General features: G+C 67.4%; 13 protein-coding genes. 7 read left to right on the forward strand and 6 right to left on the reverse strand.

All coding sequences use genetic code 11. From position 1 onward, the window contains the following. The first annotated feature begins 174 nt into the window (after positions 1 to 174). Positions 175 to 474, forward strand: a complete 300-nt coding sequence (locus ACWEFV_RS15520) for a thiamine-binding protein (RefSeq protein WP_135451499.1) — start codon at positions 175 to 177, stop codon at positions 472 to 474. Here the strand turns inward: ACWEFV_RS15520 and ACWEFV_RS15525 are convergent. After that, the gene (locus ACWEFV_RS15525) at positions 471 to 698 is read right to left on the reverse strand and encodes a hypothetical protein (protein WP_450070800.1); all 228 of its coding nucleotides are present in this window, start codon (positions 696 to 698) and stop codon (positions 471 to 473) included. The genes ACWEFV_RS15520 and ACWEFV_RS15525 overlap by 4 nt on opposite strands. 2 nt (positions 699 to 700) lie before the next feature. Then, on the reverse strand, positions 701 to 1,006 hold the full coding sequence (locus ACWEFV_RS15530; protein WP_044514570.1) for a copper-sensing transcriptional repressor RicR: 306 nt from the start codon (positions 1,004 to 1,006) through the stop codon (positions 701 to 703). Positions 1,007 to 1,104: 98 nt separating this feature from the next. On the opposite strand from ACWEFV_RS15530, the gene ACWEFV_RS15535 reads away from it, so the two are divergent. From ACWEFV_RS15535 to ACWEFV_RS15545, 3 genes are all read left to right on the forward strand, one after another. Continuing rightward, a complete protein-coding gene (locus tag ACWEFV_RS15535) occupies positions 1,105 to 1,560 on the forward strand; it encodes a hypothetical protein (protein ID WP_450070801.1) in 456 nt (151 codons plus the stop codon). A gap of 66 nt (positions 1,561 to 1,626) precedes the next feature. Beyond that, the gene (gene ilvD, locus ACWEFV_RS15540; protein WP_450070802.1) at positions 1,627 to 3,327 is read left to right on the forward strand and encodes a dihydroxy-acid dehydratase; all 1,701 of its coding nucleotides are present in this window, start codon (positions 1,627 to 1,629) and stop codon (positions 3,325 to 3,327) included. Positions 3,328 to 3,513: 186 nt separating this feature from the next. After that, the gene (locus ACWEFV_RS15545) at positions 3,514 to 4,683 is read left to right on the forward strand and encodes an ankyrin repeat domain-containing protein (RefSeq protein WP_450070803.1); all 1,170 of its coding nucleotides are present in this window, start codon (positions 3,514 to 3,516) and stop codon (positions 4,681 to 4,683) included. On the opposite strand, the gene ACWEFV_RS15550 is transcribed toward ACWEFV_RS15545, so the two are convergent. Both ACWEFV_RS15550 and ACWEFV_RS15555 read right to left on the reverse strand, forming a co-directional pair. Further along, on the reverse strand, positions 4,652 to 7,261 hold the full coding sequence (locus ACWEFV_RS15550) for a LuxR C-terminal-related transcriptional regulator (RefSeq protein ID WP_450070804.1): 2,610 nt from the start codon (positions 7,259 to 7,261) through the stop codon (positions 4,652 to 4,654). The two genes, ACWEFV_RS15545 and ACWEFV_RS15550, sit on opposite strands and share 32 nt — an antisense overlap. Positions 7,262 to 7,448: 187 nt before the next feature. After that, on the reverse strand, positions 7,449 to 7,889 hold the full coding sequence (locus ACWEFV_RS15555) for an SPW repeat protein (protein WP_135451493.1): 441 nt from the start codon (positions 7,887 to 7,889) through the stop codon (positions 7,449 to 7,451). A gap of 136 nt (positions 7,890 to 8,025) precedes the next feature. Between ACWEFV_RS15555 and ACWEFV_RS15560 the strand changes: the two genes are divergently transcribed. Both ACWEFV_RS15560 and ACWEFV_RS15565 read left to right on the forward strand, forming a co-directional pair. Continuing rightward, the gene (locus ACWEFV_RS15560; RefSeq protein WP_450070805.1) at positions 8,026 to 9,480 is read left to right on the forward strand and encodes a hypothetical protein; all 1,455 of its coding nucleotides are present in this window, start codon (positions 8,026 to 8,028) and stop codon (positions 9,478 to 9,480) included. Positions 9,481 to 9,508: 28 nt separating this feature from the next. After that, complete coding sequence (locus tag ACWEFV_RS15565; protein WP_450070806.1) at positions 9,509 to 10,489, forward strand: NAD(P)H-dependent flavin oxidoreductase; 981 nt, start codon at positions 9,509 to 9,511, stop codon at positions 10,487 to 10,489. A 73-nt stretch (positions 10,490 to 10,562) separates the two neighbouring features. Here ACWEFV_RS15565 and ACWEFV_RS15570 read toward each other — a convergent pair whose 3' ends face one another. Both ACWEFV_RS15570 and ACWEFV_RS15575 read right to left on the reverse strand, forming a co-directional pair. Further along, positions 10,563 to 11,939, reverse strand: a complete 1,377-nt coding sequence (locus ACWEFV_RS15570; RefSeq protein ID WP_450070807.1) for a hypothetical protein — start codon at positions 11,937 to 11,939, stop codon at positions 10,563 to 10,565. Positions 11,940 to 12,054: 115 nt separating this feature from the next. Beyond that, on the reverse strand, positions 12,055 to 12,765 hold the full coding sequence (locus tag ACWEFV_RS15575; protein WP_450070808.1) for a TetR/AcrR family transcriptional regulator: 711 nt from the start codon (positions 12,763 to 12,765) through the stop codon (positions 12,055 to 12,057). Positions 12,766 to 12,856: 91 nt separating this feature from the next. Here ACWEFV_RS15575 and ACWEFV_RS15580 point away from each other — a divergent pair, with 91 nt between their 5' ends. Then, positions 12,857 to 13,942: an oxygenase MpaB family protein gene (locus ACWEFV_RS15580; RefSeq protein WP_450070809.1), complete on the forward strand. Its 1,086-nt coding sequence runs from the start codon at positions 12,857 to 12,859 to the stop codon at positions 13,940 to 13,942. Position 13,943: the final 1 nt, after the last annotated feature.

A 13,943-nucleotide genomic window follows, 5' to 3' on the forward strand; every position in this document is an offset into this window, starting at 1 on the left:
CGGGTCCAAGACAAACTCAACAGCCGGCCCCGACCCACCCTGGACCTCGACACCCCAGCCCAACGCCTCGCCACCCTCCTCAATCAAGCTGCGTAACCACGTTGCACTAGCCACTTGACTTTGAGGGCGCTCCGGCCGCCACTGCGTTACGAACGTGAGCGCACAATCGATTCCGTGATTGTCGCGTTCAGCATCAGCCCGACGGGCGGGGATGAAACCGGAAGTGTCGGCGCCGCGGTGGCCGAAGCGGTGCGGGTGGTGCGGGCTTCGGGCCTGCCCAACGAGACCAATGCCATGTTCACCAACATCGAAGGTGAATGGGACGAGGTGATGGCCGTGGTGAAGCAGGCCGTGGAAGTTGTGTCCGCCGTGTCGCCACGCGTCAGCCTGGTGTTGAAGGCCGATATCCGTCCCGGCTATACCGGGCAGCTCACCGCGAAGGTCGAGCGCATCGAGCAGGCCTTGGCCGACTAGTTCGATTTCGGGTCGTCATCGAGCGGTTCCTCGGCGACGATCTGGACGTTGTCCTCGATCGGCGGGGTCCAGTTGCCCGCCATCGGCGCTCCGTAGCGCGCCGCGTAGGGAACGCTGAGGTCCACCAGGCCCGGGTCCTTTCGCCACCGCCGGAGGCCCGTGGCGGCGATGAAGAGCAGTGCCGCCACGATGAAGACGATGAGGGCGATCTTCAGGACCAGCATGCTCAGGAGCGGACCAGGCGGGCGATGGCAGCCGATGCCTCGGCCAGCTTGGCCTCGGCCTGATCTCCGCCTTCGGAGACGGCCTGCGTCACGCAATGTCCGAGGTGCTCGTCCAGCAGGCCGAGTGCCACGGACTGCAGCGCACTGTTGACGGCGCTGATCTGGGTGAGGACGTCGATGCAGTACTTGTCCTCGTCGATCATCTTGGCGATGCCCCGGACCTGGCCTTCGATCCGGCGCAGCCGTTTGGCGTAGTTCTCCTTCTGCGCCGAGTAGCCATGTGCACCCGAGTTGTCAGCCGCGTCCATGACATCAGTATACGGGTACCCCACAGGGGTATCCATATCCTTTTGGCCGGGCGAAATGGTGCGAACGGGCCGCCCCTGGGCCGGATACGCTCGACGCGATGTCACAGCCACCCTGGCCTGGCCCGTACAGCGAGCCCCCGGCCTACCCCCCGTATGGCTGGCCCGTTCAACCACAGCCCCAGCCGGCAGAGCCGCGCGCCCGCTCCGGGCTCGGCACCGCCGTCACAGTGGTCAGCATGATCCTCACCGTCGCACTGTGGATCGTCGCCGTGCTCGGCGCCGCAGCGGCCGCGTGGCTGTCGTTGTTCTTCGGGATGTCGACCGACGTCTGCCACGCGACGTGCGGCCCGACCCCCTATGACGATCAGGTCTATCCGACCACCTTCGGCTGGATCGGCGGCGGACTGATTGCGGGGTTCAGCGGGAGCGTCATCATGGTGTTCTTCACCCGCCGGTGGCTGTGGGTATGGCCCCTCGTGTCGATCGTGTGCACCATCGTGGGATTCCTGATGGGGCTCGACCTCACCATCAAGTCCACCGAGTGGACCGGCTGAACACATACCCCCTTGGGTATCAGAAGAATTTGGGCGGCTAACAAAGCGGGAGGCATACTTACCTGCATGTCTGCCGAGACCCCTGACATCAAGCCCCGCAGCCGCGACGTCACCGACGGCCTGGAGAAGACCGCAGCCCGCGGAATGCTCCGCGCGGTAGGGATGGGCGACGACGACTGGGTCAAGCCGCAGATCGGCGTCGGGTCGTCATGGAACGAGATCACCCCCTGCAACATGTCCTTGCAGCGCCTGGCGCAGGACGTCAAGAACGGTGTGCACGAGGCCGGCGGCTACCCGCTGGAGTTCGGCACCATCTCGGTGTCCGATGGCATCTCGATGGGCCATGAGGGCATGCACTTCTCGCTGGTCTCCCGCGAGGTGATCGCCGACAGCGTCGAGACCGTGATCCAGGCCGAGCGCCTGGACGGCTCGGTCCTGCTGGCGGGTTGCGACAAGTCGATCCCCGGCATGCTCATGGCCGCGGCCCGGCTGGATCTGGCCTCGGTGTTCTTCTACAACGGCTCGATCATGCCCGGCGTCGCCAAGCTGACCGACGGCACCGAGAAGGAAGTCACCATCATCGACGCCTTCGAGGCGGTCGGCGCATGTGCGCGCGGGCTGATGTCGCGCGAGGACGTCGACATCATCGAGCGGGCCATCTGTCCGGGTGAGGGCGCCTGCGGCGGCATGTACACCGCCAACACCATGGCGTCCGCCGCCGAGGCCCTCGGTATGTCGTTGCCGGGCAGCGCATCTCCGGTGGCCGTGGACAAGCGGCGCGGCGAGTACGCCCGCAAGTCCGGCGAGGCGGTCGTCGAGATGCTGCGCCGCGGCATCACCGCGCGCGACATCCTCACCAAGGAAGCCTTCGAGAACGCCATCGCCGTCGTGATGGCCTTCGGCGGTTCCACCAACGCGGTGCTGCACCTGCTTGCGATCGCCCGCGAGGCCGAGGTCGAGCTGACGCTGGACGACTTCACCCGCATCGGGGCCAAGGTCCCGCACCTGGCCGACGTGAAGCCCTTCGGCCGTCACGTGATGAAGGACGTCGACCAGATCGGTGGTGTGCCGGTGGTGATGCGTGCGCTGCTGGATGCCGGTCTGCTGCACGGTGATTGCCTGACCGTCACCGGCAAGACCATGGCCGAGAACCTCGCTCACATCGCGCCGCCCGACCCGGACGGCAAGGTGCTGCGGGCGATGAACAACCCGATCCACCCCACGGGCGGGATCACGATCCTGCACGGCTCGCTGGCCCCCGAGGGTGCCGTGGTGAAGTCCGCAGGGTTCGAGTCCGACGTGTTCGAAGGCACCGCAAGGGTTTTCGAGCGCGAGCGGGCTGCCCTGGACGCGTTGGAGGACGGCACCATCACGCACGGCGACGTCGTGGTGATCCGCTACGAGGGCCCCAAGGGCGGCCCCGGTATGCGCGAGATGCTGGCCATCACCGGCGCCATCAAGGGTGCCGGGCTGGGCAAGGACGTGCTGCTGATGACCGACGGCCGGTTCTCCGGCGGGACGACGGGCCTGTGCGTCGGGCACATCGCCCCGGAGGCCGTCGACGGCGGGCCGATCGCGTTCGTGCGTGACGGCGACCGGATCCGCCTCGACGTGGCGAACGGGACGCTCGACGTGCTGGTCGACGAGGCCGAGTTCGAGGCCCGCAAGGCCGGTTTCGAACCGCTGCCCCCGCGCTACAAGACCGGCGTGCTGGCCAAGTACATCAAACTGGTCCAGTCCGCCGCCGTCGGCGCTGTCTGCAACTAAAAGAACCCGGCACGCTACGGACCGTCGGCATTTCGCCGACGGTCGCGGGCCGGTAGAGTGACGTCGGGCGTGCAGGAACGCCCGACGTCCGCTCGAAGAGGCCCAGCCTCCCTGCACACTGAGTTGCCTTGTGACCGACCTCTTCTCAGCCCGATTGCGGACGCGGGTGCGTGAGAGGAGGCCGTCATGGCCAGCCGTCTGCCGAGCAATCCCTCGATCGACCACCTACGGGTGGAAGCCCGCAAGCTGCAGCGCGCGAATCGCATCCCACTGCACGAAGCCCAGTTCGACGTCGCTCGCGACTACGGTTTCAGCAGCTGGCCCAGGCTCGTGCACTACCTGCGCGACGCGGCCGCACTCAGCGTCGACCCCGGCGCACTCGATGAGGACACCCTGGGTGCCGCGGACCGGTTCAGTTCATGGGCATCGTTGCGCTACAACGAAACCGACGCACCGCCGCGCCGGGATGCCGCCGCGGCCCTACTCGCCGCCGAGCCCGATCTGGTCGACGCCCATGTCTGGGCCGCCGCGTCGGCGGCAGATCCGGTGGCGCTGGCCCGCCATCTGACAACCCGGCCCGCACTGGCGAACACCGGTGGCGGTCCGTTCGGCTGGGTTCCGCTGATGTACCTGTGCTATTCACGAGTTCCGTTGAGCCGCAACGCCGACGAGGTGCTCGCGGCCGCAACCCTGCTGCTCGATGCCGGTGCCGACCCGAATGCCGGATACCTGTGGTGCGGGCTGTCGACACCCTTCACGGTGCTGACCGGAGTTTTCGGCGAGGGCGAGCAAGGTCCACGGCGTCAGCCCCGGCACCCGTTCGCCCCCGAACTGGCCACGTTGCTGCTGACCAGAGGCGCACACCCGGTCGACCAGCAGACGCTGTACAACCGGATGTTTCGCGCCGACGATTCACACCTGGAACTGCTGTTCGCGCACCGACTCATCGACGCCGGGCCGAGCCCATGGGAGCTGCGGCTGGGCGAGGCAATGGAATCCCGTGACGAGATGTGGCGGCGCCAGGTCACCTGGGCTGCCGAGCACGCCTTCACCGACCGGCTCGACCTGCTCGCCCGGCACGGAATCGACGTATCCGGAGTGGATGTGGTCGCTCCGGTGTTCCCCGACGACCCGAACGCCGTCGACGACGAAGGCGCGACAGCCCTGCACCAGGCCGCCTGGGCCGGCGACCTCCCGCTGATCCGGCGCCTCCTCGATGCCGGGGCCGATACGACGATCACCGACCGGCGCTTCGGCTCGACGCCGCTGGCCTGGGCCGAGCACGCCTACCAGACCGAGGCCGCGGACGTGCTGCGTCGGCACGTCATGCCGGCCCCTTCGGACCACGACGGATGATGGCGGCGAGCTGCTCACGTGAGCTGGCGCCCACACGCTGGCAGGCCCGGTAGAGGTGACCTTCCACGCTGCGCACCGACATCACCAGCCGCTCGGCAATCTGCTTGTTGGACAGGCCCGCAACGACGAGTTCGACGATCTCGCGCTGCCTGCCGGTCAGCGGCTGACCGGCCGGGTTGCGCAGCGCCGGGGTACACAGCCCGCCGCATTCGTCGGCGCCCTCCTGCGCCACGGCAGCCGCATAGGCGCTGCGCTTGCCCTGACCATGGCGACCGAACGCGACCGCGGCCTGCGCGGTGGCGTCGGTGGCGGTGGCCCGGTCACCGATCACGCGGTAACCCTCTGCGGCAGCAAGCAATCCGGCACCATCGTCGGCCGCCAGTGCCTCGATGTGGCGCGCCACCGTTTCGGCCAGCGGCAGTTTCAGCGTGTCCGCCAGCTCCCGTGCGCGCGCCGCGCCCGCGGTGTCTCCCCACTGCGCGGCCGTCTGCAGGCACAGCAGTTCATGCGTCGGCTGTTCACGTCGCGCCGCGTCGCGGCCCGCTTTGCGCACCATCTCGATGGCGTCGGTCAACGCGCCGCCGGCGGCCAGCGTCCACCCGGTGGCCACCGACATCGCGGTACCCATGAACACGTAATCCTCCGGCACCCGCTGCCGGGCCCGGGCCAGCGCTTCGGTGGCCGCGTCGGCCTGGCCGAGTTTGGCGTACGCCTCGGCCAGAGAAAAGCAGCTGGCAACCCGTAAACCCGTTGTTATTTCATGTGTTTCGGCACCGGCATACGCCTCGTGCAGGTGCTTGACGGCAGCGGCGAGATCGGCCCGGACCAATTCAGCGTGGCCGAGCAGGTAGGCGAGGTTGGCATAGGCGAGGCCGGGAACGTCACGTGCCGACTCGTCCAACCGGGCTGCCATGGCCAGACATTCGTCGATGCGGCCGGTCAGTCGGCAAGCCCGGCCGTGAACCGCGCCGAACCAGAATCGTATCGGCGAGGATTCGAATGATGTGATGGCCCGCGCGATAGCCTGCTCGGCGACGTCGGGGATCTCATCGACGTGTCCGAGGGCGCCGAGCGCCATCATCAACGCGAGCGAGGCCATCATCGCGTGCAGGTCGGGCAGCCCGCCGGAATCCAGGGCGGCCCTGGCATTCTTCTCGGCACTCGCACATTGCCCGAGTACGGCGTCGACACAAGCCTGCATCGCCAGGCGTTCCATCCGCTGCTCATCGGATTCGTTTGTGCCAGTCAGGTTTTCCAATATGGCACCGGCACCACGAGGCCTGCCCAGGATCCAGGCCAGGTTGGCCGCCCGCACTGTCGCCCAATGATGGCTGTCCGGCCTGCCGTCGGTGCTGATATCACTCAGGACCGCCTCGGCGTCGTCACCTCGGCTCAGCAAGAACAACGTCATGGCCCGCATCGGCGCGGCCTCCGGTGCACCGCATTCGCCTGCGGCAGCGGCGAATCGGTTCGCGGCATCGGGATCGAGCAGGACTGCGGCGCACCGTGCCGCAGTCAGATACAGCTCAGGATCAGGTGGCAGGTCGGAGTGCAGCGTCAGGAGCGCCCGGCGCACCGTCGCGCGCATATCCCCGTCGGGCTCCGACGCCAGCCGCCGCGCGAGCTCCCCACGGATTTTCGACAGGTGTATCTCACCGGCGGTGGCCCTACGCAATTCGCCGTACAGCGGATGAGCAAGCGTGGCCACCAGACCACGTCCGGCGCGTTCGACCGTGACCAGATGCATCTGCTCGGCGGCCTCCAGGTCGGCCTGATCGACCAGGTCAACCAGGACGTCGACGCTCAGCGGCTCGCACTGCGAAAGCGTGTCCAGCACCAGCGCCATACCGGGTTCGAGTTCGCCCAGTCGGCGTCCGACCATGTCGGTGATGCTCTGGGATACCGCCACATCTCCGTCCCACATCCACACCCCGGCGGATTTGTGCATCCGCCCGGCGGCGATCTGGTCCTTGACCAATTGCAGCAGGTACAGCGCGTTGCCTCCGGTGAGTTTCCAGAAGCGGCGCGTGCTGCGGCTGTCGACCGGTCCGGCGACCGCGGATTCGACCAGCACGGCGGCCGCGGTGGCGGACAGCGGTTCGAGGTCTATCCGGTCGAGCAGGCTGTCCTTCCACAAGGCGGTCACCGCGTCGGGTTCCGGACCGCCGGAACGCGCGGTGACGACGAGACGCACCCCCTGCGTCTGCGCCAGTTGGTGTACGACATGCGCGGACAGCGGGTCGAGCAGGTGGGCGTCGTCGATGCCGATGACGACCTTGCCCATGCGCTGCTGAGCGACGAAGGAATCGATCAGGCGCCGCACGTCCGGCAACGGGTCGCACATGCCCTGGCTGATCGATCCCGTGAATGCTCCGAGCGGGATGGCCCGCGCCGATTCGGTTCCGACGAACCAATTGGTCCGGTGCCCGGACGCCGCGGCATGGCTGAGGGCCTCCCGGGCCAACCTGGTCTTGCCGACGCCGGCACTGCCGACGATCACCACACCGTGATGGGTTCCCGGCCCACCAAGGGAACGACGGATCGCCGCCAGTTCTTCTTCCCGCCCCGCCAGCTTCATCTCAGCAGTTCGTACCCGCCATCGCCGTCATCGGAAGTCCTGCGTTTGCCCAGGATATGGCGCGAAACCCGGACCGGGGCGCAAATTGACGCATCCTCAGATACCAGGGTCGGCCCGGGCGCGCAGATTTCCCTCCCAGCCGGGATCCGGCTGGCCTCTCAGCGGCGCCTACCGGCCACTGTGCCGGTCAGGCATGCCGCGCTTCAGAATTGCGCACCCGCATCCCGAAATACATCGCGTTGAAGCCCAGCACCATCACGAGCGCACCGCTGATCACGTGCGACCAGATCATGCCTGCGGTCGGTCCACTGACAAACACCCACGGCGAGATGATCAGCCACACACCGAAGATCGGCAGTGTCCAGGTCATGCCGTGCGCCCGGTCCAGCGCGAAGCTGAAGCACATTGACAGGAACGCGATCGCCCCTCCGACGATCAGATCGTTGACCGTCAGCCTGTTGAAGGCGTCGAAGCCGACGATCCAGGGTGACAGCGCGACGTACATCGCCGTCAGCAACGTCAGGCCGAAGGTGACCTGCGCGGCCATCGACTCTGCGACACGGTCATAGCTCGCCCTCAGGGCCATGATGTCCGGGTGTAGGTCGATTGATGAATGGACTGTACTCATTTCTTATCCTTTCCGTTACACGGCAAGGCGTTTGGGCCCTACCGCACCCATCCATCGCTTTTCAGATTACGCCGCAAACGGCCAGGCGGCGCCGGCTGCCGACGACCCATGACGGCCGCCCGGTACAGTCGTCTCAATGCGGTGGCGCAGCAACGCCCGAACGGACGACCCCACCGGCGCACGTCAGCAACTCGGCTGGTTCGCAACGCTGTTCGCGATGGCGTTGGTTTTCCACTACTCCGACAGCCAGCCCCTCGCGGTGGCGCCGGCTTTGGTGGCCGGCCTGCCCGCCCTGATCTTTCCCGGCTCGGTGGCCGCCGCCGGTCTGGCTGTGGCGGCCGGCGCCACGGTGGCCGTGCTGAACCTGCCTGCCGCGTCGAACCATCTGATGTTGAGCCTGCTGGTCGCGGTCGCGCTCGCGACCGCGGCGTTATGGGCGCTGGCGGTCCGGAACCGGCCGGGTGTGCCGGACAGTTTTGTCGAGCGCTGGCTGGACGCCGCGCGTAGTCCGGTCGGCCTGGTGTTGCTGGTGGTCTACCTGTTCACCGTGTTCGACAAGTTGAACACCGCCTACTTCTCCCCGGAAATCTCGTGCGGCAGCGACCTGTTCGGCCAGCTCATCTGGCTCAATGGCTTCGCCGATGTGGTGCCGGGTCCGGCTGTCGGGCAGTTCGTGGCCGTTGTCGCGGTCGTGATCGAGGCCGCCATCCTCGGGTTGCTGGCGGTTCCACGCCTGCGGTTCTGGGGCGTGCTGCTGGGGGTGGGCTTCCACTCGATCCTGGCGCTGGCCTCGTTCTATGATTTCGCCACGGTCGTGTTCGCGGTGTACGTGCTGTTGGTCCCGACCGAGGTGTTCGCGGCCCTGGCGCCCCGAACCACTGCGCTGCGCCGGGTGGCGCTCACCGGTTTCGCGGCCCATGTGCTGCTCAGCGTGGTGTCGAGTTCGGCCGAGTCGCCGGCCAGCCCGATCGGCCTACCGTGGCACACCCTGCTCGTACTCACCTGGGCCATCGCCGTGATCCCGTTCATGGTTGCGCTGCTGCGCGGCTACCGCACCACACAGGCGACCGGCGTCCGCGCCCCGAACTGGCACCTGCGCCCCCTGGTGCTGCTCGTCGCGCCGCTGCTGGCGCTCGCCAACGGGGTCACCCCGTATGTGGGGCTCAAGACAGTCGCGAACTTCTCGATGTTCAGCAACCTGCACACCGAGGAGGGCACCACCAACCACCTGCTCCCCGGCGTCACCGCCCTCCAACTCGCGGGCTACCAGCGCGACACCGTCACCGTGGTCGGGCTGGAGTTGCCCGCGCATCCGGGCGACATGACATTCCTTCGCCGGCAGACCCGCTGGATGTCCGAAGATCCTCCGGTCCGCATCCCCTGGCTCGAGCTGCGCCGCACGGTGCTGTTGTGGAAGGACGCCGGCCTCACCGGCATCCGAATCGCCTACCTGCACGGCGGACCGCCGCAGGTGGTGAACGACGCGACCAACGACCCGGTCCTCGCGGCGCCGCTGCCGTGGTGGCAGCGGCATCTGCTCGCCTTCCGCGCCGTCGACTCCGGTTCCGGCGCCGACGTCTGCCGCTGGTAACCCAGCACCGCGGGTGCAGAATCGCGGAATGGACATCGCAGATCGGCTGAAACTCGATGTACCAGTGGTCCAAGCGGGCATGGGCGGCGGCATTGCGGGTGCACCACTGGCCGCCGCGGTGTCAGCGGCAGGCGGACTGGGCACATTAGGGCTGCTGCCGCCCAGGCAGCTCAAGACCGCCATCTCGAGGGTCCGGGAACAGGCTCCCGGCCGTGCGGTCGCGGTGAATCTGTTGATGCCGTTCACCCGTCGCCCCCACATCGAGGTTTGTCTGGAAGCGAGGATCGATATCGCGGTGATGGCCTTCGCGATCGATCGAGCCTTGATCCAACGACTCTCAGACGGTGGCGTGTTCGTCATGGTGATGGTCGGCACCGAAGAGCAGGCCACCGAGGCGCTGGCCTGCGGGGCCGACGGATTGATCGCACAGGGCCGTGAGGCGGGCGGACACCTCGTGGGCACCGTGCCGCAGGCCGATTTCCTGCCAAAGGCACTGGCATTGGCCGGTTCCCGACCGGTCTTCGCCGCGGGAGGCATCGCCACGGCAGCCGATACCCGTGCGGCGCTCAGCGCCGGCGCCGCGGGTGTGCTGGCAGGCACCCGGTTCCTGCTCACCCACGAATCCGGCGCCCACCCGGCGTACCGGCAGCGAATCATCGACGCGGACAGCACAATCGAGACGACGGTGTTCGGCCTGGGCTGGCCGGAGCGACATCGGGTGATCCCGAACGCTATGACCCGGCGCTGGTGCCGCCCCGAGGGGAGCGCACGCCGGCTGCCGGCGGCAATCAACAAATACAGCGCGCCGATGGCCCGGATCCCCGACCGCGGGGATGGTGCACTGCTGCACCTGCAACATCCGGCGCTGCCGTTCCTCACCCCGATCACGCTCACCGCAGACATGCCGGTGCACTGGGCGGACCGGGCCGCGCTGTACGCCGGTGACACCGCGTTGCGATTGCACCGGGTCACGTCGGCTGCGCAGGCCGTCGCGGACCTCGCCCCGTAGACCACATTTCAGGCGACTCCGCGCCGTACAGTCAGGTCGGGCCAACGAGGCGCTGTCCGTGAGGCCTGCCACCTCAAAGCTCGGTGAAGTTCCATCCGGCGAGGTGCGCAAGCTCCTTGGCCGCCTGCCAGCCACCTCGCTCGGGCAGAGTTTCGTCGGCGTACGGCGCTGGCACACCTTGTGCAACGCGACGCACCCACGGCGTCTTCTCCAGGGAATGGACGTGGTTGACGTTTCGCCCTGACGCACGCGGCTGCCCGACCAGCATGAGCTGATCGGCGCTCGGCATCTGCGGGAAGACTCCGGAGAGGAATTCCGTCTTCGCATAGGGACGGTCTCGGGCGAGCATGATCTCGTGCACGTACACAGTGACCCAGGCATCGGGTCGCACTCGCACGGCCCACACGTCACCCACCTCCGGCGGTCCCGTGCCGATCGATGCCGGAACCTTCCGAGGCCTCGGCGTCAATGCACGAACTCGCGCCGCCAGCCCGCCCAGCGTGGTCTCTTTCAACGGCGGAGCAGGAGACGGCCGTGGCGCTTCCGGGTCGACCACCGGAACATCGAGGAATCCGAACAGGCGGTCGAACACATCATCACGCCAACCACGATCACCGACGCTCGTATCCCACCATGCCAGCGGGGCCTGCGGTTCGATGCGCACCTTTGGGCGTTGATCCCGCTCGCGATACGTGGTGAACCTCTCGGCAAGTCCCGGGCGCTCCGGCGGCGCGAGCACCCCGACCAGCGCGAGTGTTTCGAGGAACCCGACCGCCTCATGACGGTCCATCGTTATGACCTTGGCTGCCTTGAGCGCGGTAGCCGCATTCGCGTATCGGGTCTGTGGGGGTAGAGCTTTGATGACTGCCCGCACCGCGCCGAGAACCCAACGGTCGTAGTCGGTTGCGACGGGCCGGTCCCCCACCGTCCACGAAAGCACCAGCCCACAACCGACGGGGTCTCCGTCCAGCGGCGTCGTTCCCGCCATCCGCGATGCCCACTCCTCGACGACCTGCGTGCGCCGTGCCTTCCAGCCGCACACCTCACACACATCGGCAGAATCCTCACTCCACGGCCTCAGCTCGTGCTCCGGGGCCGACGTCGCAAGCAGAACTGCCGGTAGGACGCTGCGCCATGCTCCGGGCGCGGACCACATCGAGGCGGTGAAGGCCTCCGCAGCCGCAGGCAAGTCCCACTGCGCAGCTCCCGCACGCAGGCGATCCCAGCATGAGTGGTGGCTGACCTCATCCGTCGCGTCGTGGTCAAGCCCCGCTTCACGGAGCATGCCGACCAACGGTGTGAGGTCGGCATCCCGCGACGGCACGAATCGACTCATCCCGGTTGCGTCGTCCCATTCGTAGGGGACTCGTTTGCGGATCACGCGCCAGGCAGCGAGCAGCTCGCGCACCGCGGCGTCGTGCCCAGCCGGAATGCGTGCATCAAAGGTCATGACTGGGCGCTCCCGCCTCTCGTGCGGACATCACTCGATGAACCAACGGCCCTGGAGATTAACAGAATTGGGAGACACGCTTAAGTCATCGAAACCGAGCGCTAGGGCGCCAATTTCAGGCGACGCCCACGCGTTGCGGGTTTCGGTAGATCTCGGCGTGCGCCGCGATCACATCGGGGGTGGGTAGCGGCTCGTCGCTGTCCACGTACACACCGCCGGCCCGCAGGGTGTCGTCGACCAGCAGCCAGATCCACCGCACCAAATCGGCCACCAGCCGGTCCTGCCCGGTGGAGCCGGGTTGATCGAGCCACCGACCGGTCGTCGATTCGACCAGCCCGACGATGGCGAACGCCAACGGCTGCGGATCGGTGTCAACCCCAAACGCGTTGAGGTACACCGTGAACAGCGCACCGAGCTGAGTACCGATGGTCAGCCTGATGTCCGCGATGGCGTCGGGCGCCGAACTGTCTTCGCCGAGTGAGCACCGGGCCAGGTAGCGATAGAGGTTGCGGTGCTCGACGAGGAACCCCACGTGGGCGCCGACGCTGGCCTCGATGATCTGGGCCATCGAACCGTGCGGTGTCCACAGCGGCGCGAGTTCGGTGTTGAGCATCTCGGCGGCGCGCTGCGCGATCGCGCGCTGCAGGTCGGCGGCGCCGGAGAAGTGCCGGTAGAGCTTGGTACGGGTGACACCGACGTGAGCGGCGATCTGCTCGGTCGAGGTCTGCGGACCGTGTTCGGCGATCGCGGACAGTGCGGCGTCGACGAACTCGACCCGCCGGCGTTCCCGCTGGCCCGCCCATCTCCCGGTAGTGCCGCTCTCCACAGACACACCCTAGCCAATCAAGTGGTACATCACGTACCATTCCTCCAACTGGTACGTCACGTACCACTAGATTTCGAAGGGAACGACGCAGATGGACGCGCTAATCGCACTTCGCAGAGCGGCAGGCCTGCCGGCAGTCGCCGAACCGTTGGCGCCGGCCGAGGACTACGGCTTCTTCGGCCCGGGTTCGGTCACCTGGAAGGTGTGGAGCTACCCCACGTCGATGTTGATCGGCTTCTCCCGTGCGGTGACCATCGAGCACCTCGACCCGTTCCTGGCCGCCGCGGTCGACGCCACCGGGCAGGTCTACGCGCGCACCCGGCTGCGCTACGACCGGACCATGCAATACTTCGCGCTGGTGGCCTTCGGCGACGCCGAAGCGGTCCTCAATGCGTCCGAGATCCTGGTCAAGATCCACTCCAAGGCCGTGGGCACCGAGCCGATCACCAAGCGCCCGTTCGACGCCAACGATCCGCACTCCCAGCTGTGGATCCACCTGACCGCCTGGCACTCGATTCTGTACAGCTACGAGATGTTCGGCCCCGGCAAGCTGTCGCCTGCCGAAGAGAGCCAGTACTGGGAGGAATGCGCGCGGGCCGCGGAGTTCCAGACCATCAATCCCGACGATGTGCCGCGCACCCGCGAGGGAATCCGCGAGTACTTCGAGAGCAACCGGGCCGATCTGGTCGGCTCGGAGGTGGCCCAGCGCATGATGGATTACCTGGTCGATCTGGGCTATCACATCCTGCCCGAGCGGATGCCGCGCTGGCTGCGCAAGGCGATCAACGTCCCGATGCGCGCCGCCATCATCGCCACCATGCCCCAGTGGATGCGCCTGCTGGGCGGTATCCCGCAGCGCCGGTTCGCCGACGTCGCGGCGCGCGCCGTGGTTCGCCCGGTCCTACGGGCCATCGCGGCCAATCCGCGTCTGGAACTGGCGATCCTCGACCTCACCACGCCGCACACCACGGCGATCGTCGGCCCCACACTGCTGGGAATCCCGGCCAAGAACACCGTGAGCTACAGCCCGGCCGAAGCCAGGGCGAAATGGGACCGGACCACTCCGTTCGCGCAGTACGCTGCGATCGTGGCCAAACGGGAGACGGGCGACGGCCCCACCCCGTACGCCCACAACCACCACGACGCACTGGTGCAATTCGACAAGAGCGCGAGCTGAC

Source organism: Mycobacterium sp. NPDC004974, from assembly GCF_053600815.1.